This is a genomic window from Novosphingobium flavum (genome assembly GCF_014230315.1).
In the GTDB taxonomy this organism is placed as follows: domain Bacteria; phylum Pseudomonadota; class Alphaproteobacteria; order Sphingomonadales; family Sphingomonadaceae; genus Novosphingobium; species Novosphingobium flavum.
On sequence record NZ_JACLAW010000003.1, the window covers coordinates 341,654 to 360,751 of the forward strand.

The 19,098-nt window shown below is 67.8% G+C and carries 20 protein-coding genes; 11 read left to right on the top strand and 9 right to left on the bottom strand.

Annotation, left to right across the window (positions count from 1 at the left end; all coding sequences use genetic code 11):
* Positions 1 to 48 precede the first annotated feature (48 nt).
* Both H7F51_RS05755 and H7F51_RS05760 read right to left on the bottom strand, forming a co-directional pair.
* Entirely contained in the window at positions 49 to 1,209 is a 1,161-nt protein-coding gene (locus tag H7F51_RS05755; RefSeq protein WP_281384415.1) for a site-specific DNA-methyltransferase, read from the bottom strand.
* Between the two features lie 209 nt (positions 1,210 to 1,418).
* Positions 1,419 to 2,033, bottom strand: a complete 615-nt coding sequence (locus tag H7F51_RS05760; protein ID WP_185663254.1) for a ribonuclease HII — start codon at positions 2,031 to 2,033, stop codon at positions 1,419 to 1,421.
* A gap of 10 nt (positions 2,034 to 2,043) precedes the next feature.
* Here H7F51_RS05760 and H7F51_RS05765 point away from each other — a divergent pair, with 10 nt between their 5' ends.
* The 6 genes from H7F51_RS05765 (at position 2,044) to H7F51_RS05790 (ending at position 6,883) form a co-directional block, all read left to right on the top strand.
* Positions 2,044 to 3,180 carry a PQQ-dependent sugar dehydrogenase gene (locus H7F51_RS05765; protein ID WP_185663255.1) on the top strand — a complete coding sequence of 379 codons (1,137 nt, stop codon included), beginning with the start codon at positions 2,044 to 2,046 and terminating at the stop codon, positions 3,178 to 3,180.
* A 42-nt stretch (positions 3,181 to 3,222) separates the two neighbouring features.
* Positions 3,223 to 3,738 carry a GNAT family N-acetyltransferase gene (locus H7F51_RS05770; protein ID WP_185663256.1) on the top strand — a complete coding sequence of 172 codons (516 nt, stop codon included), beginning with the start codon at positions 3,223 to 3,225 and terminating at the stop codon, positions 3,736 to 3,738.
* A 25-nt stretch (positions 3,739 to 3,763) separates the two neighbouring features.
* Positions 3,764 to 4,357 (top strand): CoA pyrophosphatase, encoded by a 594-nt coding sequence (locus H7F51_RS05775; RefSeq protein ID WP_185663257.1) that lies wholly within the window; start codon positions 3,764 to 3,766, stop codon positions 4,355 to 4,357.
* Complete coding sequence (locus tag H7F51_RS05780; RefSeq protein WP_185663258.1) at positions 4,350 to 5,540, top strand: CCA tRNA nucleotidyltransferase; 1,191 nt, start codon at positions 4,350 to 4,352, stop codon at positions 5,538 to 5,540. The genes H7F51_RS05775 and H7F51_RS05780 overlap by 8 nt, the downstream gene beginning before the upstream one ends.
* 30 nt (positions 5,541 to 5,570) lie before the next feature.
* On the top strand, positions 5,571 to 6,233 hold the full coding sequence (locus tag H7F51_RS05785; protein ID WP_185663259.1) for a retropepsin-like aspartic protease family protein: 663 nt from the start codon (positions 5,571 to 5,573) through the stop codon (positions 6,231 to 6,233).
* A gap of 110 nt (positions 6,234 to 6,343) precedes the next feature.
* Entirely contained in the window at positions 6,344 to 6,883 is a 540-nt protein-coding gene (locus H7F51_RS05790) for a hypothetical protein (protein WP_185663260.1), read from the top strand.
* Positions 6,884 to 6,960: 77 nt separating this feature from the next.
* Here H7F51_RS05790 and parC read toward each other — a convergent pair whose 3' ends face one another.
* The gene (gene parC / locus H7F51_RS05795) at positions 6,961 to 9,249 is read right to left on the bottom strand and encodes a DNA topoisomerase IV subunit A (RefSeq protein ID WP_185663261.1); all 2,289 of its coding nucleotides are present in this window, start codon (positions 9,247 to 9,249) and stop codon (positions 6,961 to 6,963) included.
* 105 nt (positions 9,250 to 9,354) lie between these two features.
* Here parC and H7F51_RS05800 point away from each other — a divergent pair, with 105 nt between their 5' ends.
* Positions 9,355 to 9,879: a type 1 glutamine amidotransferase domain-containing protein gene (locus H7F51_RS05800; RefSeq protein WP_185663262.1), complete on the top strand. Its 525-nt coding sequence runs from the start codon at positions 9,355 to 9,357 to the stop codon at positions 9,877 to 9,879.
* 27 nt (positions 9,880 to 9,906) lie between these two features.
* Here the strand turns inward: H7F51_RS05800 and H7F51_RS05805 are convergent, their stop codons facing one another.
* From H7F51_RS05805 to H7F51_RS05815, 3 genes are read right to left on the bottom strand one after another with little or no spacing between them, the layout of a single operon-like run.
* Positions 9,907 to 10,239: a 2Fe-2S iron-sulfur cluster-binding protein gene (locus tag H7F51_RS05805; RefSeq protein WP_185663308.1), complete on the bottom strand. Its 333-nt coding sequence runs from the start codon at positions 10,237 to 10,239 to the stop codon at positions 9,907 to 9,909.
* Between the two features lie 25 nt (positions 10,240 to 10,264).
* The gene (locus H7F51_RS05810; protein ID WP_185663263.1) at positions 10,265 to 11,338 is read right to left on the bottom strand and encodes a cysteine desulfurase family protein; all 1,074 of its coding nucleotides are present in this window, start codon (positions 11,336 to 11,338) and stop codon (positions 10,265 to 10,267) included.
* Positions 11,335 to 12,363 (bottom strand): cysteine desulfurase family protein, encoded by a 1,029-nt coding sequence (locus tag H7F51_RS05815; RefSeq protein ID WP_185663264.1) that lies wholly within the window; start codon positions 12,361 to 12,363, stop codon positions 11,335 to 11,337. Before H7F51_RS05815 ends, H7F51_RS05810 begins: the two co-directional genes overlap by 4 nt.
* 162 nt (positions 12,364 to 12,525) lie before the next feature.
* On the opposite strand from H7F51_RS05815, the gene H7F51_RS05820 reads away from it, so the two are divergent.
* Complete coding sequence (locus tag H7F51_RS05820) at positions 12,526 to 13,182, top strand: alpha/beta hydrolase (RefSeq protein ID WP_185663265.1); 657 nt, start codon at positions 12,526 to 12,528, stop codon at positions 13,180 to 13,182.
* Between the two features lie 198 nt (positions 13,183 to 13,380).
* Here H7F51_RS05820 and H7F51_RS05825 read toward each other — a convergent pair whose 3' ends face one another.
* The 3 genes from H7F51_RS05825 to H7F51_RS05835 all read right to left on the bottom strand — a co-directional run bounded on the left by H7F51_RS05825 (position 13,381) and on the right by H7F51_RS05835 (position 15,721).
* A complete protein-coding gene (locus tag H7F51_RS05825; RefSeq protein WP_185663266.1) occupies positions 13,381 to 13,581 on the bottom strand; it encodes a hypothetical protein in 201 nt (66 codons plus the stop codon).
* Between the two features lie 21 nt (positions 13,582 to 13,602).
* The gene (locus tag H7F51_RS05830) at positions 13,603 to 13,959 is read right to left on the bottom strand and encodes a hypothetical protein (protein WP_185663267.1); all 357 of its coding nucleotides are present in this window, start codon (positions 13,957 to 13,959) and stop codon (positions 13,603 to 13,605) included.
* Positions 13,960 to 14,107: 148 nt separating this feature from the next.
* Positions 14,108 to 15,721 carry a phosphoenolpyruvate carboxykinase gene (locus tag H7F51_RS05835; protein WP_185663268.1) on the bottom strand — a complete coding sequence of 538 codons (1,614 nt, stop codon included), beginning with the start codon at positions 15,719 to 15,721 and terminating at the stop codon, positions 14,108 to 14,110.
* Positions 15,722 to 16,008: 287 nt separating this feature from the next.
* Here H7F51_RS05835 and H7F51_RS05840 point away from each other — a divergent pair, with 287 nt between their 5' ends.
* Genes H7F51_RS05840 through H7F51_RS05850 form a run of 3 tightly spaced genes read left to right on the top strand, consistent with a single transcriptional unit; the run spans position 16,009 to position 18,735 of the window.
* Positions 16,009 to 16,764, top strand: a complete 756-nt coding sequence (locus H7F51_RS05840; RefSeq protein ID WP_185663269.1) for a response regulator transcription factor — start codon at positions 16,009 to 16,011, stop codon at positions 16,762 to 16,764.
* Entirely contained in the window at positions 16,733 to 18,319 is a 1,587-nt protein-coding gene (locus tag H7F51_RS05845; RefSeq protein ID WP_185663270.1) for a sensor histidine kinase, read from the top strand. The genes H7F51_RS05840 and H7F51_RS05845 overlap by 32 nt, the downstream gene beginning before the upstream one ends.
* Positions 18,316 to 18,735, top strand: a complete 420-nt coding sequence (locus H7F51_RS05850) for an HPr kinase/phosphorylase (RefSeq protein ID WP_185663271.1) — start codon at positions 18,316 to 18,318, stop codon at positions 18,733 to 18,735. Before H7F51_RS05845 ends, H7F51_RS05850 begins: the two co-directional genes overlap by 4 nt.
* Positions 18,736 to 19,098 lie beyond the last annotated feature (363 nt).

Consider the following 19,098-nt stretch of genomic DNA (forward strand, 5'->3'; position numbering starts at 1 on the left):
GCCCTGGATTGCTTCGCTGCGCTCGCAAAGACGAGGTATTGCAATGGCTCACGGTTCGGTGGCCAGGAGGTACATCTGGCGGATGTCGTCGAGCGGCTTGACCTGGCCTTCGTGCTCAATGTGCCAAAACGACCAGCCGTTGCACGAGGGCGCGCCCTGCAGCTTGGCCCCGAGCGAGTGGATCGAGCCGCTGTCCGCCGCGCAGGCGAGTGAGCCATCGGCGCGGACCTGGGCGGCAAAACGCCCCTTCTTGTCGCTCACCATGGTGCCGGGCTTGATCCAGCCGGTTTCGATCAGCGTGCCGAAGGCGACCTTGGGCGCGGCCTTGGGGCTCTGCATCGTGGTGATCGCGCTCTCGTCGAGCGGGAGGGCCAGTTCGATCCGCTCGAGCGCGGCCTCGCGGTAAGCGCTCTCACGCTCGCAGCCGATCCATTCGCGGCCAAGGCGCCGGGCGACCGCGCCGGTCGTGCCGGTGCCGAAGAACGGGTCGAGCACCACGTCGCCCTTGTTGGTCGTGGCGAGCATGACCCGGTAGAGCAGAGCCTCGGGCTTCTGCGTAGGGTGGACCTTGGCCCCGCCCTTCTTCAGCCGCTCCTGCCCCGAGCAGATCGGCAGGACCCAGTCCGAGCGCATCTGCAGCTCGTCGTTGAGGGTCTTCATCGCGCGGTAGTTGAAGGTGTACTTCGCCTTTTCTCCCATGGACGCCCAGATCAGGGTCTCATGGGCATTGGTGAAACGGGTGCCCTTGAAATTGGGCATGGGGTTGGCCTTGCGCCAGATGATGTCGTTCAGGACCCAGAAGCCCATGTCCTGCATGATCGCGCCGACGCGGAAGATGTTGTGATAGCTGCCGATCACCCAGATCGAGCCATTGGGCTTGAGCACGCGGCGGGCCTCGGCCAGCCAGGCGCGGGTGAACTGGTCATAAGTGGCGAAGCTGTCGAACTTGTCCCAGTCGTCGGTCACGGCATCGACGTGGCTGCCGTCTGGCCGGTTCAGGTCGCCGCCCAGCTGGAGATTGTACGGCGGGTCGGCGAAAACCATGTCGACGCTGGCCGTGGGCAGCGAGCGCATCGCCTCGACGCAGTCACCCGAGATGATCTGGCCGAGCGGGAGGAGATGACGGACCTCGGCCTCGCCCTTGCCCGCGCCGCGCGCCTTGGCGCGCGTCGTCGTCGCGGTCCGTTCCTTGAGCATCTGCTCGGCCATTTGGTGTCCTTTGCCCCATTCCAAAGGACCGAATCTGAGTCATCCGGGACTCCCCGTCAAGCCGCGACTCGCCGGGAATCCTTGGGATTCGGGTGAAGCGAGGAGCGGAACAGAACGAGTCCCACACAAGGGGTAGAGTCTGGCGATTCGCGCAGGACTCAAGATGTGGTGGTGTGGCCGGGCGGACTCGGCCCGTGAAAAAAGTTCGATCAGAACAGTTCGAGCTGGGCCACCGGGGCGAAGGAGCGGCGGTGCAGCGGGGTGGGTCCGTGCGCACGCAGGGCGGCCAGATGCTCGGGCGTGCCGTAGCCGGCGTTGCGTTCCCAGCCGTAATGCGGGTGATCCAGCGCATGGGCGCGCATGATCCGGTCGCGGTGCTCCTTGGCGATGATCGAGGCGGCCGAGATGCAGGGCTGGGTCGCATCGCCGCCCACGATCGGCCGGGCCGGCCAGCGCCATTCCTCACGCCGTCCATGGGGCGTGAGGTTGCCGTCGACCAGCACCTCGTGCGGATCGGCGCCGAGCTTGGCGCAGAGGGCTTCGACCGCGAGGGTCATGGCCAGCATGGTGGCACCGAAGATGTTGAGCCGGTCGATCTCCTCGGGCGAGACGACGCCGACCGCCCAGTGGCAGCGGCGCTTGATCCGCTCCTCGAGGATCGCCCGGTCGGATGCCTTGAGCTTCTTGGAATCGTCGAGCCCGGCGGGGCGCGGCTTGCACAGGACCACGGCGGCGGCGACCACCGGCCCCGCCAGCGGGCCGCGCCCGGCTTCATCGACCCCTGCAATGAGGCGGGCATTGGCGATGGCGTCGGTCTGGTGCATGTTCGGCGTTATGGCTGGTTTTCGTGAGAGCTTGGTATTGCCGCTGGCGCTGGCGCTGGCAAGTTGCGGTGCTTCGGCGGCGGGGGATGACGGGACACGCCCCTTCCAGACCACCGAAATGGGCAAGTTCGAGGAACCGTGGGCGCTCGCCTTCCTCCCCGGCGGCGCCAGCGCGCTGGTGACCGAGAAGGCGGGCACGCTCAAGCTGTGGCGCAAGGGCGCCGGCACCGTGACCGTGAGCGGCGCGCCCAAGGTAGCCTATGGCGGACAGGGCGGGCTTGGCGACGTGGCGCTGGCGCCGGACTTCGCCGCGAGCGGGACCGTTTACCTCTCATGGGCCGAGCCCGGCCCGAACGGCACGGCCGGGGCGGCGCTGGGCCGGGCCCGGCTGGTTCAGGGCCCCTCACCCCGCCTGGACGGGCTGACCGTGATCTGGCGGCAGGACCGCAAGGTGACCGGCGAGGGACATTTCTCCCACCGCATCGCCTTTTCGCCGGACGGGAAATTCCTGTTCGTTTCCTCGGGCGAGCGGCAGAAATTCACCCCCGCGCAGGACCTTGGCACCAACCTTGGCAAGGTGGTGCGCCTGCTGCCCGATGGCACGCCCGCGCCCGGCAATCCCTTTGCCGCAAAGGGCGGGGTGAGCGCGCAGATCTGGTCCTATGGCCACCGCAACGTGCTCGGGCTGAAGTTCGATGCCGCCGGGCGGCTGTGGGACCTCGAGCACGGGCCCCGGGGCGGAGACGAACTCAACCTCGTCAAGCCCGGGCTCAATTATGGCTGGCCGCTGGTCTCGGACGGCGATCACTATGACGGCCGGGCGATCCCGCGCAACCGCACCCGGCCCGACCTTGCCCAGCCGGCGATCACCTGGAACCCGGTGATCGCGCCGGGCGACTTCATCTTCTATCGCGGGGCCATGTTCCCCCGGTGGCAGGGCCATGCCCTGATCGCCGGGCTCGCCAGCGGGGCCCTGGTCGATGTCGCCATCGAAGGCGACAAGGCGCGCGAGGTGACGCGCCACGACTTTGGCCAGCGCCTGCGCGAAATCGTCGAACACCCGGACGGCTCGGTCTGGATACTGGAGGATGGGCCCGGCGGGCGCCTGCTGCGGCTCACGCCCCGAACCCAGCCCACTAATCAGTAATTCATTGCGCGGGGGGATCATTGGCCCTATCCGCGCGCCCTCATGTCCGGCCCCAATCTCATTCCGCTCGACGCGGTCGATCCCGCCATGGTCGAGGAACTGCTCGATCGCGCCTTCGAGCCGGGCCGCCATACCCGCACCGCCTACAAGATCCGCGAGGGGATGGACTGGCTGCCCGGCCTGTCTTTCGCCGCGCTCGATAACGATGGCCTGCTGGTCGGCACGATCCAGTGCTGGCCGGTGGCCCTGACCGATCCGAACGGGCGGGCCCATCCGATGATCATGGTCGGCCCCGTGGCCGTGCTGCCCGACCAGCAGGGCGGCGGCTATGGCAAGGCGCTGATGACCGCTGCGATAGCCGCGCTCGACCCGCGCGCGCCGCTGCCGCAGGTAATGATCGGCGATCCGGAATATTATGGCCGCTTCTGGGGCTTCTCCGCCGAGCAGACCGGCGGCTGGACCGTGCCCGGCCCTTACGAGAAGCACCGCCTGCTGGTGCGGTGCGACAACCCGGCCGTCCTGCCCGCCGTGGGCGAACTCGGGCCTTGGCGGCGCTGATCCGATCTGGCATCGCGGGCTCGCAATGAGCGCGCTGTTCACCCGTCTGTCCGAACTCCACCTCGCGGGCCATGCGCGCGAGGGCGTGGCCATTCATCACGATTCCCGCGTGACCGAGGGGGCAGAACTGCGCCCGGCGGCCGTGCTCGCGGCGGTGACCGAGCGCGAGCGACCCGGCCTGCTGCTGATTCACCGCCCTTCCACCATGCGCGCCCATCCCGGCCAAGTCGCCCTGCCCGGCGGCAAGATCGATGCCGGGGAAAGCCCGGTCGATGCCGCGCTGCGCGAGGCTTACGAGGAACTGGGCATCCACGCCGATCAGGTGCGGATCGTGGGTGAGAGCGACGTCTATCGCACCGGCTCGGGTTACGAGATCACCCCGGTGATCGGCATGATCCCGCCTGACATCGCGCTCGATCCCAACCCGAGCGAGGTGGCCCGCTGGTTCGAGGCTCCGCTCGACTTCGTGCTCGATCCCGCCAACCACCGCGAACACAGCCGCGAATGGGAAGGGCGGACCGTCAATTACTGGGAGATCACCTGGCAGGAGCACCGGATCTGGGGGATCACGGCAGGGCTGCTGGTCAACCTCTCCCGGCGGTGGCGCTGGCATGACTGAGGCCATCTTCCCGCCCCTGCTGCCCCCGGCCGACTGGACGGCGCGCGAGGATCTCGTCGCGCTGATGGCGGCACTGGGCGGCGAAAACGCGCGTTACGTGGGCGGCGCCGTGCGCGACACCCTGCTTGGCATCCCCGTCAAGGACGTGGACGTGGCGACCGTGCTGCGCCCTGAGCAAGTGATCGAGCGGCTGGCCGCAGCCGGGCTACGCACCGTGCCGACCGGCATCGAGCATGGCACGGTGACCGCGATCCTCCCCTACGGCCCGGTCGAGATCACCACCCTGCGCCATGACGTTTCGACCGACGGGCGCCGCGCCACCGTGGCCTTTGCCGAGGACTGGCGCGAGGATGCGGCACGGCGCGATTTCACGATCAACGCCCTCTATGCCCAGCCCGGCACTGGCGCGATCAGCGACTATTTCGGCGGGCTGGACGATCTGGCCGCGCGGCGGGTCCGCTTCATCGGCGATGCCCGCCAGCGCATCCGCGAGGATCACTTGCGGATCCTGCGCTATTTCCGGTTTCAGGCGAGGTTTGGCTCACAACCCGCTGATCCTGAAGCAGAAGAATCCTGTTCAGAGCTGGCGGCAACGCTCAAGGGCCTTTCGCGCGAGCGGATCGGGATGGAGATGATCAACCTGCTCGGCCTCGCCGATCCGGCGCCGACCGTGGCGCGGATGGCGGAACTGGGCGTGCTCGCCGTGGTCCTGCCCGAGGCCGATCCGGCGGCGCTGGCGCGGCTGGTGACTACCGAACAGGCCCAGGGCATCGAGCCCGACGCGGTGCGGCGCCTCGCCGCGCTGCTCCCGGCCGATCCGGCGCTGGCCGAGCAGGTGGCGAGCCGGTTTCGCCTGTCCGGCGCGCAGAAGAAGCGGCTGGCCGTGGCGGCCGCGCGGGATGGCGCGGCGGGCGATGCGCGGCCGCTGGCCTATCGGCTGGGGCGCGAAGGCGCGCTTGACCGCCTGCTGATCGAAGGGGCGGACATTGCCCCGCTGCGCGATTGGGACTTGCCGGTGCTTCCGCTCAAGGGCGGAGACATCGTGGCGCGCGGGATCGGCGCCGGGCCGGAAGTGGCGCGGGTGCTGCGCGCGGTCGAGACGCGGTGGATCGCCGAGGGCTTTCCGGACGCCGAGCGGGTTCAGGCCCTGCTCGGCGAGGTCCTCTCCGGTCAGGCCGGGTAAAGGCGCGCCATGCCACAGGCGTCAACGACGATGGACCTGGCGCCCCTGCCCCAATACCTGATGAGCCAGCCGCTGCTGGCGCTGGCTCTTGCCGCCATGCTGGTGATCCTGCTGGGCGGCGCGCTGCGCCACCTTTCGCCGCGCTTCGGCAATTTCGTGCGTGCGCTGGGCAATATCGGCCTGCTCGCCGCGCTGGTGCTGACCGTGCTGCAAGTCGCGCGGGTCAACCAGGGGCTGGACCTGTCGCTGCCCGGCCTCGGCATGCCGGTGCAGGAGGTGAGCGGGACCGAGACCCGCGTGCCGATGGACGAGGATGGCCATTTCTGGATTCGCGCGCGGGTCAACGGCGTGCCCCACCGCTTCCTCGTCGATACCGGGGCGACCCTGACCGCGATCGATCCGGGCCTTGCCGCCGAGGCCGGGGCCGTGGTCCAGTCCATGCGCCAGCCGGTGCTGCTGCGCACGGCCAACGGCACCGTTCCAGCCCAGCTCGCCACGCTGCACGAGGTGCGGATCGGCAACGTGCTGGCGCGCGACCTCGATGCGGTGATCGCGCCGGGGATGGAGGGGACCAGCGTGCTCGGCATGAACTTCCTCTCGCGCCTCGCCTCGTGGCGGGTCGAGGGACAGACCCTGATCCTCGTGCCCCACCATCCGCAGGAGGCGGGCGATCGGGCCAGTAATCCCGCATAGGCCACGGCCCACCCCGGCCCGGCGCCCCTTTCGCCGCCCGCTTCATCCTGGCTTCATCTTTCCGGCGCCCCACTGAGCCCAGAGGCGGATCCCCCGCCGGGAGCAGATGCATGAATTTCAAGCACATTCTGGTTGCCCTCAGCTTCGCCGCGGCGGGTCCGGCGCTGGCCCAGACGGCCCAGGTGGCAGTAACCGCAGGTGCCACCGTCTATGGTCCGCAAGGCGACGTGGTCGGCACGGTCGAAAAGATTTCGGGCGCCAGCGCCATCGTCAACACCGGCAAGCACAGCGCCGCGCTTCCCACCAGCGCCTTCGGCAAGAACGACAAGGGCCTGCTCGTCTCGATGAGCAAGGACCAGCTCGACGCCGCCGTGGAAGCCGCCGAAGCAAAGGCTTCCGGCGCGCTCGATACGGCGCTGGTGGCGGGCGCCGCCGTCCACTCCTCCGATGGCCAGCCGATGGGTTCGGTCAAGGCGATCAGCGCTGACGGCGTGGTCACCATCGCGCGCGAGGGCGGCGAATTCTCGCTCAGGAAGGATGCCTTCACCACCGATGCCAACGGCGTGGCCCTGCGCAACACCAAGGCCGCAATCGACGAGGCCGTGGCCAAGCAGGCCCCGGCGGCAGCATCGGCTCCGGCAGCGCTATAAGGCTTCCGGCGCCGGGGTATGGAAGTCGAGGCGTCGCGCACGCCCCGGCGCCGGGAGACTCGCCTAGGGTCCTGACCCTAGAACTTGTTGTCGCGCGGGAACCCGTTGGGCGGCATCCGCCCGGCGGCCCCGCGCGCCACCTTCCACAGCCGCATGTCGGCCTCGGTGCGGGTGCGGCCGGTTTCGCCGCCCATCTTCCAGCTCAGCCCTTCTTCCAGCTTGAGCGTGATCGCATCGGCCATGCCGCCGTCGCGGTAGCGCTGGAGGGTAACCCCCTGCCCCTTGGCGAGAACGGGCATTTCCTCGAGGCTGAACAGGACGAGCTTGCGATTGTCCCCGACCACGGCGACGTGATCGTGCTCGGCCGGGATTTCCCGCACCACCGCAAGTTTCACGCCGGGCTTGGTGCTCATCACGCCCCGGCCCTTGCGGGTTTCGGCCAGCAGTTCGTCCGCCTCGGCCACGAAGCCGCGCCCGATGTTGGAGGCGAGCAGGAGCTGGGCCTTGGCGCGATAGGTGACGAGCGCCACGATCTGCGCGTCGGCGTCAATGTCGACCATGGTGCGGATCGGCTCGCCAAACCCGCGCGCGGAAGGCAGCTTGTCGGCCCCCAGCGTGTAGAAGCGGCCATTGTCGCAGGCGATCAGCAGCTTGTCGGTGGTCTGGGCGTGAAGCGCGTAGGCCGGGCCGTCGCCCTCCTTGTACTTGTACTCGCGGTCCAGCGGATCGTGGCCCGAGGCGCCGCGAATCCAGCCCTTGGCCGAGAGGATCACCGTGACCGGGGCCTTCTCGATCATCGCGTCCATGCTGAATTCGCGCGTCGGCGCGGCTTCGGCGATGGTGGTGCGGCGGCGGCCGAGTTCGGTATCGGGGCCATATTCCTTGCGCAGGGCGGCCAGATCGCGCTTCAGCCGGGTGCGCTGGCGGGCCGGGCTTTCAAGCAGCTTGTTCAGCTCGTCCTGCTCGGCCAGCAGCTCCTCGCGCTCCTTGCGCAGCTCCATCTCTTCCAGCTTGCGCAAGGACCGCAGGCGCATGTTGAGGATGGCCTCGGACTGGCGGTCGGTCAGCTCGAACTCGGCCATCATCACCGGCTTGGGCTCGTCCTCGGTGCGGATGATCTCGATGATCCGGTCGAGGTTGAGGTAGGCGATGATGTAGCCCGAAACCAGTTCGAGCCGGGCGGCGATCTTTTCCAGCCGGTGGCGGCTGCGGCGGATCAGGATGTCGATCTGCGAGATCACCCATTCCTGAAGCAGCAGCTTGAGCCCGAGAACACCCGGAGTCCTGTGTGAATCCAGTACGTTGAGGTTGATACCGAACCGACTTTCGAGGTCAGTCAGCTTGAACAGCGATTCCTTCAGCAACTCGGGATCGACGTTGCGGCTCTTGGGAATGAGGACGATGCGGATCTGCTCGTCGCTCTCGTCGCGGATATCCTCGAGGATCGGCAGCTTCTTGTCGGCGATGGCCTGGGCCACCTGCTCGATCAGCTTGCCCTTCTGGAGCATGTAGGGAATCTCGGAAATGACCAGCTGCCACTGGCCCCCGCCGAGCTTCTCGATCCCGGTTTCTTCCCAGTTCCCGGCCTCGTCGCGCCCGGTGGAGAAGCGGCCGCGCACCCGCAGGGTGCCCTTGCCGGTCTCGTAAGCGTGGGAAACGGCGGCCGGACTATCGACCACCACGCCGCCGGTGGGGAAATCGGGCCCCTGGAACAGCTCCATTAACTGGGCATGTTCGGCGTGGGGATTGTCGATCAGCAGCAGCGTGGCATCGACGATCTCGGCCACGTTGTGGCTGGGAATGTTGGTTGCCATGCCCACGGCGATGCCGCTGGCGCCATTGGCGAGGAGATTGGGGAACAGGCCGGGGAAGATCTCGGGCTCTTCCTCCTCGCCGTTGTAGGTCGGCTGAAAGTCGACCGTGCCCTCGTCCAGCCCGGCCATCAGGCGGATCGCGGTCTTGGTCAGGCGGGCTTCGGTGTACCGGTAGGCGGCGGCGTTATCGCCGTCGATATTGCCGAAATTGCCCTGCCCTTCGACCAACGGATAGCGCAGCGAGAAATCCTGCGCGAGGCGGACCATCGCATCGTAGACCGAGGCGTCGCCATGCGGGTGATACTTGCCGATCACGTCGCCGACGACGCGGGCCGATTTCTTGAAGGCGCCGGTAGGATCGAGCTTCAACTGACGCATGGCCCAGAGCAGACGGCGGTGAACCGGCTTCAGGCCATCCCTGAGGTCTGGCAACGAACGCGCTGTAATCGTTGAAAGAGCATAGACCAGGTAGCGTTCGGACAGGGCCGAATCGAACGGGGCATCGACGATGGCGTCGAACGGATCGGGATCGGCATCGATACTGGTCGGCATGACATCATGCCCTAGCAAGCCGACGAGCCGAGGAAAACACCGGGAACCGGCTTGTTCCCCGGCTCATTTTGCAGCCGGGCCGATTTGCGCCCGCTGGAGACGATAATGACCAAGCGCGTCCTGATCCTCGCTACCGACGGGTTCGAGCAATCCGAACTGATCGAGCCGAGGAAGGCGCTGGAAGCGGCCGGGATCGAGACCGTCCTCGCCAGCCCCAAGGCCGGCTCGATCAAGGGCTGGAACCACACCGACTGGGGCGAGAGCGTGAAGGTCGACGCCGCGCTCGGCGAGGTTGCCGAGGAGGACTTCGACGCCCTGATGCTGCCTGGCGGACAGATGAACCCCGACAGCCTGCGCCTCAACGACGAGGTGATTGGCCTGATCGAGGATTTCGACGAGGCGGAAAAGCCGATCGCGGCGATCTGCCATGGCCCGTGGCTGCTGGTCGAGGCCGACATCGTCGATGGCCGGGCAGTGACCGGCTGGCCCTCGATCCGCACCGATCTCGAAAATGCCGGGGCCCAGGTGTTCGACGAGGAAGTGATCATCGACGGCAACCTGATCACCAGCCGCAAGCCGGATGACATTCCCGCCTTTGCCCAGGCGCTGATTTCCGCCCTGGAAGATTGAGGCAAGCCAAGCGGCCGGCGGAATGGATTACCGGCGCTGCATGTCGTTGGCGACGGCGGGAATGCGCACCTCGATCCCGTCGAGCGCCTCGGTCAGCTCGATCTGGCACGACAGGCGGCTGGTACGGGTGACGTTCGCGGCAAGGTCGAGCATGTCGTCCTCGTCGTCGCTCGCGGGCTTGAGCTTGTCGAACCACTCGGCGGCCACGACCACGTGGCAGGTCGAACAGGCCATCTGCCCCTCGCAGGTGCCTTCGAGCGGCATGCCGGCCCCCTGCGCCACTTCCAGCAGGCGCTGGCCCGGCTCGGCCGCCACTTCGACCTTTTCGCCCTTGGCGGTGATGAAGCGGACCGAGACCATCTGCAGGAAGACTCCGAAGCGAATGCTATTGCTGCGCGGCGGCAGCGGCAATCCGCTCACACGCCCCGACCACTTCATCCATCCTCGAATACCGGCCGAAGCCGAGGCGGATCGATGTCCGCGCTTGCTTGTCGTTGAGCCCGAGCGCGCTGAGCACGCGGCTGGGCTTGCCCTTACCACTGGCACAGGCCGAGCCCGCCGAAAAGGCAATATCGCGCAGGTCGCTCATCAGGCGCGCCACGTCGAGCCCCTCGCGCCGCAGGTTGAGGTTGCCGCGCCAGCGCTTTTCCGCGCTGCCGTTGAGCACGAAGCCCGGCAGGGCGGCGCACGCGGCGGCAAACAGTTCGTCGGCCTGGGCGGTGTCCCGCTCGCGCCGCTCCACCATCAGCCTGGCGGCAATCCCGAAGCCAACGCAGAGCGCCGGGCTGAGCGTGCCCGAGCGCAGGCCGCCTTCCTGCCCCCCGCCGCGCATGATCGGCTTCAGGTCCACCCCGTCGCGCACCCACAGGCAGCCGATGCCCTTCGGGCCATAGATCTTGTGGGCCGTGGCCGCGATCAGGTCCGCGCCCTCGGGCGGCGCGAACTTGCCCGCGCCCTGCACCGCGTCGCACAGCATCAACGCGCCCTTTTCCTTCGCGCGCGCCGCCAGCTGGTTGATCGGCTGGACCGTTCCGATCTCGTTGTTCACGTGCATGACCGCAAGCAGGTCGAACCGGTCCGGCAGGGCGACCGCGGGATCGACCAGCCCCTCGCCATCGACCGGAACGATGCTGAACGCATCTGCCGCATACTGGGCGGTCTCGATCACGGCGGAATGCTCGATCGCGCTGGCGGCGATCGCCTTCGCGCCGGAGCCGACGATGGCGAGGTTGAGCGCCTCGGTCGCCCCGCTGGTGAAGATCACCCGGCCGCCGGGCGGAAACAACGCGGCAACCTGATCGCGCGCGATCTCGATCGCAGCGGCGGCGATCCGCCCCGGGCGGTGCGGGCTGTGAGGATTGGCGAAGCCCGAGCTTTCGGGGCCCGCCAGCCATGTCATCATCGCCTCGCGCGCTTCGGGGGCGAGCGGGGTCGTGGCCTGATAGTCGAGATAGATCATCGCGCCATCTCCTGCCACGCGGCGATGAAGCGGTCCACCTCGGCCAGGGTCGTTTCCCGCCCGAGCGAGACACGGATCACCTCGCCCGCGCCCGCCGCGCCCATGGCCGTGAGCACGTGGCTCGGCTTGAGCGAACCGGAGGAGCAGGCACTGCCCGCCGAAATGGCGATGCCCATGGCATCGAAGCGGATCAACTGAGCATTGGCCGAGCGGCCGGGCATCCGGTAAGCGCCGATCGCGGGCAGGCGCCCTGCCCCGGCCGCGACGACCTCGCCCCCCGCCGCCGTGATCGCCCCGTCGATCCGGGCCCGCAGGCGCGCCGCTTCCGCCAGCCAGCCCGGCCCTTCGCGCAGCGCGGCAACCATGGCGAGGGCGCCCGGCAGGTTCTCCGTGCCGCCGCGATAGCCGCGCTCCTGCCCCCCCGTCGGTTCGAGCAGGGCCCAGTCGCGCACCAGTAGGGCGCCGATGCCGATCGGGCCGCCGAACTTGTGGGCGGAAAGGGCGATGAGGTCAGCCTCCGGCAGGGCCAGCTTGCCGACGCCCTGCGCGCAGTCGGCCAGCAGCGCGCCGCCGGCGGCCCGAACCTGCGCGGCCACTTCGGCGAGCGGCTGGATCACCCCGGTCTCGCTGTTGACCTGCTGGACCGCGACAAGCCCCGCCAGCGCGGCCGAGGCCGGATCGACCCGCCCCTCCCCGCCGACCGGCAGACGCTCCGCCCGCGCGGCATGGCGCAGGACGGCATCGTGCTCGACCGCCGAGACGGCGACGAGTGGCGCCTTGCTGCGGGTGATGGCGAGCATCAGCGCCTCACTCGCGCCCGAGGTGAAGACCACCTCGCCGCCCCAGCCGAGCAGGGCCTTCATCTCGGCCCGGGCCTGTTCCAGCGCGGCGCGGGCAGCCCGCCCCGGCCCATGCGGGCTCGATGGATTGGCCCAGAGCGCGAAGCCTTCGGCCATGGCCTCGCGCGCGGCGGGCAGCAGCGGCGTGGTGGCGGCGTGATCGAGATAGAGCGGGTCTGGCAGCATCGGCGGCGACTTGGGTTCCGGGCGGATTTTCGTAATCATTGCTTTCGGGTGCGCGGTTTCTATATAGCGCACATCTCCCGATCACAGCCCCTCCCGGCCCGGCAGCGGAATTCACCGGCAGCCGCAGGAGGAGCAGACCTCTAGAGCAGGTAAAGCGCAGACATGCCAGCCGTCATCTTCCCCGGTCCCGAAGGTCGTCTCGAAGGGCGTTTCCAGCCCGCCACCCGCCCCCGCGCGCCCGTGGCCATGATCCTGCATCCCCACCCCCAGGCGGGCGGGACGATGAACGATCGCATCACGATGAACCTGTACAAGACCTTCGTGGCGCGCGGCTTTGCCACGCTGCGCTTCAACTTCCGCGGCGTGGGCCGCAGCCAGGGCTCGTTCGACAACGGGATCGGCGAACTGTCCGATGCCGCCGCCGCGCTCGACTGGGTGCAGTCGATCCACCCCGAAGCGACCACGACCTGGATCGCGGGCTATTCGTTCGGCGCGCTGATCGGCATGCAGTTGCTGATGCGCCGCCCGGAAATCCGCGGCTTCATCTCGGTCGCGCCCCCGGCCAACATGTACGATTTCAGCTTCCTCGCCCCCTGCCCCTCCTCGGGCATCATCGTCCAAGGCGCCGGCGATACCGTGGTCACGCCGAACTCGGTGCAGAAGCTGGTCGACAAACTGCGCACCCAGAAGCACATCACGATCCATCACGACGAGATCCCGCGCGCCAATCACTTCTTCGAGAACGAACTCGACGACATGATGCTCTCGGTCGACAAGTATCTCGACTTCCGCCTCAGCCCGGATTGTCCGATCCGCTGATACGGCCGATTCCGCGACCGGAATCAAAGTATTTGAGAACAAGGGTTCATGCAGGGGTTAACACCCCTGCACCCCATGACGTCTTCCGGCGCTAAGTCCGCGCGTGGGGGTGCCTCGCGCATTGCCCTGTCGCCGGGAGACATTTCGGGGTCCGGGGCCCTTGACCCCGGATTCGACTGCCTCAACTTTTCCGAAAGATCAGCGCGGCTCCTGCCCCGCCAGCGTCGCGCCATTGTTCGTCGGGATCACCCAGATCGCGACATTGGCGGCAAGGATCACCGCGAGGAGCAGCATCAACAGCACCTGCTTGCGTGCGCCGCCGCGCTTGTGCAGCGCCCATGCTCCGGCCGGGAGCGCGAAGATCATGAGGACGGCGAGGGACAGGGCAATGTCTTGCATCGCCCCGCCCTAGCGCCGGATTCAGCTGCCGAACAGGCCCTTGGCGAGGCCAGTGAGATCGTTGATCGGATTGCCGTCGCCATCCTTGTCGAGCATGCCGAGCAGGCTCGATGCCTGGGGATGCTCCGACAGCATCCGCGCGAATTCGCCGAGCGAGCCTTCGCCGCCGATATGGCTGACGATCTGGCTGAGCACCGAGGCATCGAGCCCGGTCTTCTCGGCCGCGGTATCCACCGTATCGCCCGGCGCGGCGTGAGCGGCGGAAAGCGCCGCGATCGCCTTTTCCGCCGTGGAGGGATCAAGGCCCACCTTGTTGGCAAGATTCTCGATGTCAACGTTGCTGCTGATCTGGCTGAGGATCGAATCGAACACGCTCATCGCGGGAAACTCCCTTGGAATGGACCTGCCGATGATGGGCGCCCCCCGGGCGGGCGCCAAGTTAATTCCGCGTCAGAAAGGCGCCCCCCAAAAAGCGAAAGCCCCCGCCGCTTGCGCGGCGAGGGCTCCCTCTCGCTGTTCTGATCGATCAGGCGGCGACGGCAACGCCCGGAGCGGACTCGAGGACCGCCGCGTCGACATGTTCCTCGAACTGGGCGAAGTTCTCGACGAAGGCCTTCACCAGGTCGAGCGCGGTGCGGTCGTATTCTTCCTGGTCAGCCCAGGAACCGCGCGCGTCGAGCAGCTTGGAGTCGACGCCGGGGACCGCGGTGGGAACCTCGAACCCGAAATTCGGGTCCTTGCGGAATTCGACGTCGTTCAGGCTGCCGTCGAGCGCGGCGTTGAGCAGGGCGCGGGTGGCCTTGATCGGCATGCGCTTGATCCCCGGCTGGGTGGCCTTGCCGCCCGACCAGCCGGTGTTGACCAGCCAGCACTGCGCGCCGCCCTTGGCGATCCGCTCCTTGAGCAGGTTGCCATAGACCGAGGGGTGGCGCGGCATGAAAGCGGCGCCGAAGCAGGTCGAGAAGGTGGCTTCCGGCTCGGTCACGCCGATTTCCGTGCCCGCGACCTTGGCGGTGTAACCCGACAGGAAGTGGTACATCGCCTGTTCCGGGGTCAGCCGCGCGATCGGAGGCAGCACGCCGAACGCGTCGGCGGTCAGCAGGATGATGTTCGACGGCGGGGGCCCGAGGTTCTTCTCGCTGGTGTTGGGGATGAACTCGATCGGATAGGCGCCGCGGGTGTTTTCCGTCTTGCTGGCATCGGTGAAGTCCAGCTCGCGGGTTTCCGGGTCCATCGCCACGTTCTCGAGGATCGTGCCAAACATCTTGGTCGTGGCGTAGATCTCGGGCTCGCCCTCGGCCGAGAGGTTGATCATCTTGGCGTAGCAGCCGCCTTCGAAGTTGAACACGGCGGTGTCCGACCAGCCATGCTCGTCATCGCCGATCAGGGTGCGGCTGGCGTCGGCCGAAAGCGTGGTCTTGCCGGTGCCCGACAGGCCGAAGAAGATGGCGCTGGTGCCGTCGGCGCCGATGTTGGCCGAACAGTGCATCGGCATCACGCCCTGGGCGGGGAGCAGGAAGTTGAGCAGGCCGAACACGCCCTTCTTCATTTCGCCCGAATATTCGGTGTTGCCGATCAGGATCATCTTCTCGGTGAAGTTGACCGCGATCACCGTGTCGCTGCGGCAGCCGTGGCGTTCCGGATTCGCCTTGAAGCTGGGCAGGTTGATGATGGTGTATTCGGGGGCGAAGGCGGCGAGTTCTTCAGCCGTGGGGCGCACGAACAGGGTGCGAACGAACAGGCTGTGCCAGGCCTTCTGGGTGATCACCCGCACGTTGAGGCGGTATTCCGGCTGGCTGCCGCCGAACAGGTCGGCGACGTACAGCTCGTCCTGATCCTTGAGCGCCTCGAGGAAATCGGCCTTGAGGTTGGCCCAGTGCTCCACCGCCATCGACTGGTTGATCTTGCCCCAGTTGACCGTGCTTTCGGTCGCGGCGTCGCGGACGATGAACTTGTCCTTCACACTGCGGCCGGTGAACTTGCCGGTGTCGACGAGCAGGGCCCCGTCCTTGGTCAGCTGCCCCTCGCCGCGCTGCAACGCGTGTTCCACCAGCGGCGCCGTGCCGAGGTTGGCGAAGATGGTGGCGCTGGTGGTGATGCCCTGGTTTTCAAGCGGGAAAGAAAGCGATGCTGCGGTCAAGTATCATCTCCCAAGGAAGGCTGCAGTTTCGGTTTGGCCCGGAAAACCTGCGTATGCATAGGTATGCGAGAATCGAAGCGGCGAATAGTCGAGCCTTGGCGACGCGTCAAACGGGCAAGAACGATGGGACCGATCCCAATCAACAAAAAGCTCTGATGGTGTGGCAAAAACGCGACCGGAGGGCGCTTTGCGCGCCGCCGATGCTGCAATTTCGGTGGCCGCAGCACACTGGCGCCCGCCGACAAGGCCCCTTGCCGCGAAGCCGATTTGGCCTTCTATAGCGCATCATGGCCCCTGCAGCAGAGCATGAACCCGATCCGGCAGGCCCGCAGCAGGTCATCGCGCTGGTCGACGATGACCGCAACATCCTCACCACCGTCTCGATCGCCCTGCAGGCGGAGGGCTTTGCCACGCGGGTCTATGCCGATGGTCAGGCCGCGCTCAAGGCCCTGCTGGAAAACCCGCCGGATCTTGCGATCTTCGACATCAAGATGCCGCGCATGGACGGGCTCGAATTGCTGCAGCGGCTGCGCGCGCAATCCGACATGCCGGTGATCTTCCTCACCTCGAAGGACGGCGAACCGGACGAGGCGCTGGGCCTTGCCATGGGCGCCGACGACTACATCGCCAAGCCGTTCAGCCAGCGCCTCCTCGTCGCCCGCATCCGGGCGATCCTGCGCCGCACCGAACTGCGCCGTCCGCGCCCGGAAAACGGCACTGACGAGGCGGAGGAACTGCCCCAGCCGGTGCGCCGGGGGCGGCTGGTGATGGACCCGCCGCGCCACCTCGTCACCTGGGACGACAAGCCGGTGGCCCTGACGGTCACCGAGTTCCTGATCCTCGAGGCGCTGGCCGGGCGGCCGGGCGTGGTTAAAAGCCGCAACCAGCTGATGGACGCGGCCTACAGCGACGACGTCTTCGTCGACGACCGCACGATCGACAGCCACATCAAGCGGCTGCGGCGCAAGTTCCGCGAGGTCGACCCCACATTCGCGGCGATCGATACGCTCTATGGCGCGGGCTATTCCTTTGCGGAAAGCTGACGACCCGGAAGCGCAGTCCGCCCCCGGGCCGCTGTTCTGGACGCGGCGCTTTTCGCTGACCGCGCGCATCCTCGCGGTGAACCTCGTCGTGCTCAGCCTGATGGGGGCGAGCGTGATCTACCTCGATTCCTACCGCAAGCAGCTGATCGCCGAGCGCTTCAAGCTGGCCCGCTCCGAGGCCCTGATCATCGCCGACGCGCTCGCCGAAACCCCGCGCACCGAGCGCAAGCCCCTGCTCGCCCGGATCGGCAGCGAGCAATCGCTGCGCCTCAGGCTCTATGACGCCAAGGGCCGGCTGATCGCGGATTCGTTCCAGATCGCCGACGAGCCGGGTTTTCGCCTGGTCGATCCCTCGGGCGAGCCGTGGACCATGCGCATGGCGCGCGGCATCGACACGGCGATGGACCGGCTGGTCGGCGCGCCGCCCGTGCCCGACTATGTCGAGCCCGCCATCGCCACGGCCGATGCCTGGCCCGAGATCCGCGAGGCGCGCGGCACCGGAGAGGCCGCCGTGCGCCAGCGCCTCGCGCCAGACCGCACCCCGGTGATTTCCTCCGCCGTGCCCTACGGCGAGCGCGGCGAGATCCTGCTCACCACCCGCAATGCGCGCGACATCGTCGACAAGGTGCGCGCCGCGCGGCAAACGCTGGCGATCATCGTCGGCGTCGCGCTCGCCATCTCGATCCAGCTCTCCCTGTTCCTCGCCCGCACCATCATCCAGCCGCTTCAGGCGCTGGTCCGCGCCGCGACGCGGGTGCGCTCGGGCCGCGAGCGCGAAGTGGTGGTGCCCCGCCTGCCCGAACGCGGCGACGAGATCGGCCTGCTCGCCCGCGCCATTTCCGACATGGCGACGACCCTGCGCCAGCGGATCGACGCAGTGGAAACCTTCGCCGCCGACGTGGCGCACGAGATCAAGAACCCGCTCGCTTCGCTGCGCAGCGCGGTCGAGACCTTGGGCCATGTCGACGATCCGGCCCTGCGCAAGGAACTGATCCGGATCGCCGCGCACGACGTGCGCCGGATCGACCGGCTCGTGACCGAGATCGCCGACGCCAGCCGGATCGACGCAGAACTCACCCGCACCCGGTTCGAGCCGGTCGACATGGCCAAGCTGGCCGAGGCGCTCGTCGCCGCGCGGGCCGAACGCGGCAGCGACGGCACGCGGCGCATCACCCTGCGCAAGGGCAAGGGCAGGATGCGCGTGGCGGGCGATGCCGCGCGGCTCGAACGGGTGCTGGTCAACCTGCTCGATAATGCGGTATCCTTCTCGCCCGACGGAGGCGAGATCACTCTCGCCATCGGGCACCGGGAAGGCCGGGTGCGGATCGCGGTGAGCGACGAGGGCCCGGGCATTCCCGAGGAGGCACGCGAGAAGGTGTTCGAGCGTTTCCACTCAGACCGGCCGGAGGGCGAGGACTTCGGCAGCCATTCGGGCCTCGGCCTCGCCATCGCCCGCACCATCGTGACCGCCCACGACGGCACCCTTGCGGCCTGCGACCGCGACGACGGCAAGCCCGGCGCCTGCCTCGTGATAGACCTGCCGGAGGCACCATGACTCTTCTGCACATTGCCAGCGCCGTGGCGATCGGCGAACGCGCGATCCTGATCGAAGGCGAAGCGGGCACCGGCAAGTCGAGCCTCGCCCTCGCCCTGATCGACCGCGGCGCCGTCTTGATCGGCGACGACGGGGTGGCCCTTGCCACCAAGGGCACCCACCTCCTCGCCTCCAACCCGCCCAACATCACCGGGCTGATCGAGGTGCGCAACGTCGGGCTGGTCCACCGCCAGACGGTATCGGGAATCCCGGTCGCGCTGGTCCTGCGGCTCGATCCGGAGGCGCCGCGCTACATCGAAGAGGCCGAGCGGACGGTGCTGGCCGGCATCGACCTCCCACTGGTCCGCCTCTGGCCCGACAGTCCGGTGCTTGCCCTGCGCGCCGAAGCCGCGCTGGCGCTTTATGGCGAAGGCTAGGCCGGACCGACGTTTGCAGTCCTGAATGAACAGGCCCGCGTCGGACAATCTTTGCCCGTCGCCGGACCACAGCAATGTTGGGCTTGCGGCCATTGCCCCATTCCCGTCATCCCGGACTTGATCCGGGATCCCGCTTTTTCGCAGCACAGTCGCGAAAAGGCAGCGGGGCCCCGGATCAAGTCCGGGGCGACGGCTATCGATGATGCAACGGCAGCGCGAAAATGGCAGGAAAGTTAGGGGAAGCGAACCTTGCCTTGTGTCATGGCCGGACCTAATCTCGAACAATGCCGACGCGCACCTTCGACTTTCAACCTCGCTGGAAAGAGGAACTTGTAGTCTCCAGCGGCGACCGATCGTTCGTGC

What these genes read in the sequence shown, in the direction of transcription:
- H7F51_RS05765 (WP_185663255.1), top strand. Translation starts at nt 2,044, where the DNA reads ATGGCTGGTTTTCGTGAGAGCTTGGTATTGCCGCTGGCGCTGGCGCTG.
- H7F51_RS05790 (WP_185663260.1), top strand. Translation starts at nt 6,344, where the DNA reads ATGAATTTCAAGCACATTCTGGTTGCCCTCAGCTTCGCCGCGGCGGGT.
- H7F51_RS05850 (WP_185663271.1), top strand. Translation starts at nt 18,316, where the DNA reads ATGACTCTTCTGCACATTGCCAGCGCCGTGGCGATCGGCGAACGCGCG.
- H7F51_RS05805 (WP_185663308.1), bottom strand. Translation starts at nt 10,239, where the DNA reads ATGGTCTCGGTCCGCTTCATCACCGCCAAGGGCGAAAAGGTCGAAGTG.
- H7F51_RS05755 (WP_281384415.1), bottom strand. Translation starts at nt 1,209, where the DNA reads ATGGCCGAGCAGATGCTCAAGGAACGGACCGCGACGACGACGCGCGCC.
- H7F51_RS05770 (WP_185663256.1), top strand. Translation starts at nt 3,223, where the DNA reads ATGTCCGGCCCCAATCTCATTCCGCTCGACGCGGTCGATCCCGCCATG.
- H7F51_RS05845 (WP_185663270.1), top strand. Translation starts at nt 16,733, where the DNA reads ATGGCGCGGGCTATTCCTTTGCGGAAAGCTGACGACCCGGAAGCGCAG.
- H7F51_RS05830 (WP_185663267.1), bottom strand. Translation starts at nt 13,959, where the DNA reads ATGAGCGTGTTCGATTCGATCCTCAGCCAGATCAGCAGCAACGTTGAC.
- parC (WP_185663261.1), bottom strand. Translation starts at nt 9,249, where the DNA reads ATGCCGACCAGTATCGATGCCGATCCCGATCCGTTCGACGCCATCGTC.
- H7F51_RS05815 (WP_185663264.1), bottom strand. Translation starts at nt 12,363, where the DNA reads ATGCTGCCAGACCCGCTCTATCTCGATCACGCCGCCACCACGCCGCTG.
- H7F51_RS05820 (WP_185663265.1), top strand. Translation starts at nt 12,526, where the DNA reads ATGCCAGCCGTCATCTTCCCCGGTCCCGAAGGTCGTCTCGAAGGGCGT.
- H7F51_RS05780 (WP_185663258.1), top strand. Translation starts at nt 4,350, where the DNA reads ATGACTGAGGCCATCTTCCCGCCCCTGCTGCCCCCGGCCGACTGGACG.
- H7F51_RS05775 (WP_185663257.1), top strand. Translation starts at nt 3,764, where the DNA reads ATGAGCGCGCTGTTCACCCGTCTGTCCGAACTCCACCTCGCGGGCCAT.
- H7F51_RS05800 (WP_185663262.1), top strand. Translation starts at nt 9,355, where the DNA reads ATGACCAAGCGCGTCCTGATCCTCGCTACCGACGGGTTCGAGCAATCC.
- H7F51_RS05825 (WP_185663266.1), bottom strand. Translation starts at nt 13,581, where the DNA reads ATGCAAGACATTGCCCTGTCCCTCGCCGTCCTCATGATCTTCGCGCTC.
- H7F51_RS05810 (WP_185663263.1), bottom strand. Translation starts at nt 11,338, where the DNA reads ATGATCTATCTCGACTATCAGGCCACGACCCCGCTCGCCCCCGAAGCG.
- H7F51_RS05785 (WP_185663259.1), top strand. Translation starts at nt 5,571, where the DNA reads ATGGACCTGGCGCCCCTGCCCCAATACCTGATGAGCCAGCCGCTGCTG.
- H7F51_RS05840 (WP_185663269.1), top strand. Translation starts at nt 16,009, where the DNA reads ATGGCCCCTGCAGCAGAGCATGAACCCGATCCGGCAGGCCCGCAGCAG.
- H7F51_RS05760 (WP_185663254.1), bottom strand. Translation starts at nt 2,033, where the DNA reads ATGCACCAGACCGACGCCATCGCCAATGCCCGCCTCATTGCAGGGGTC.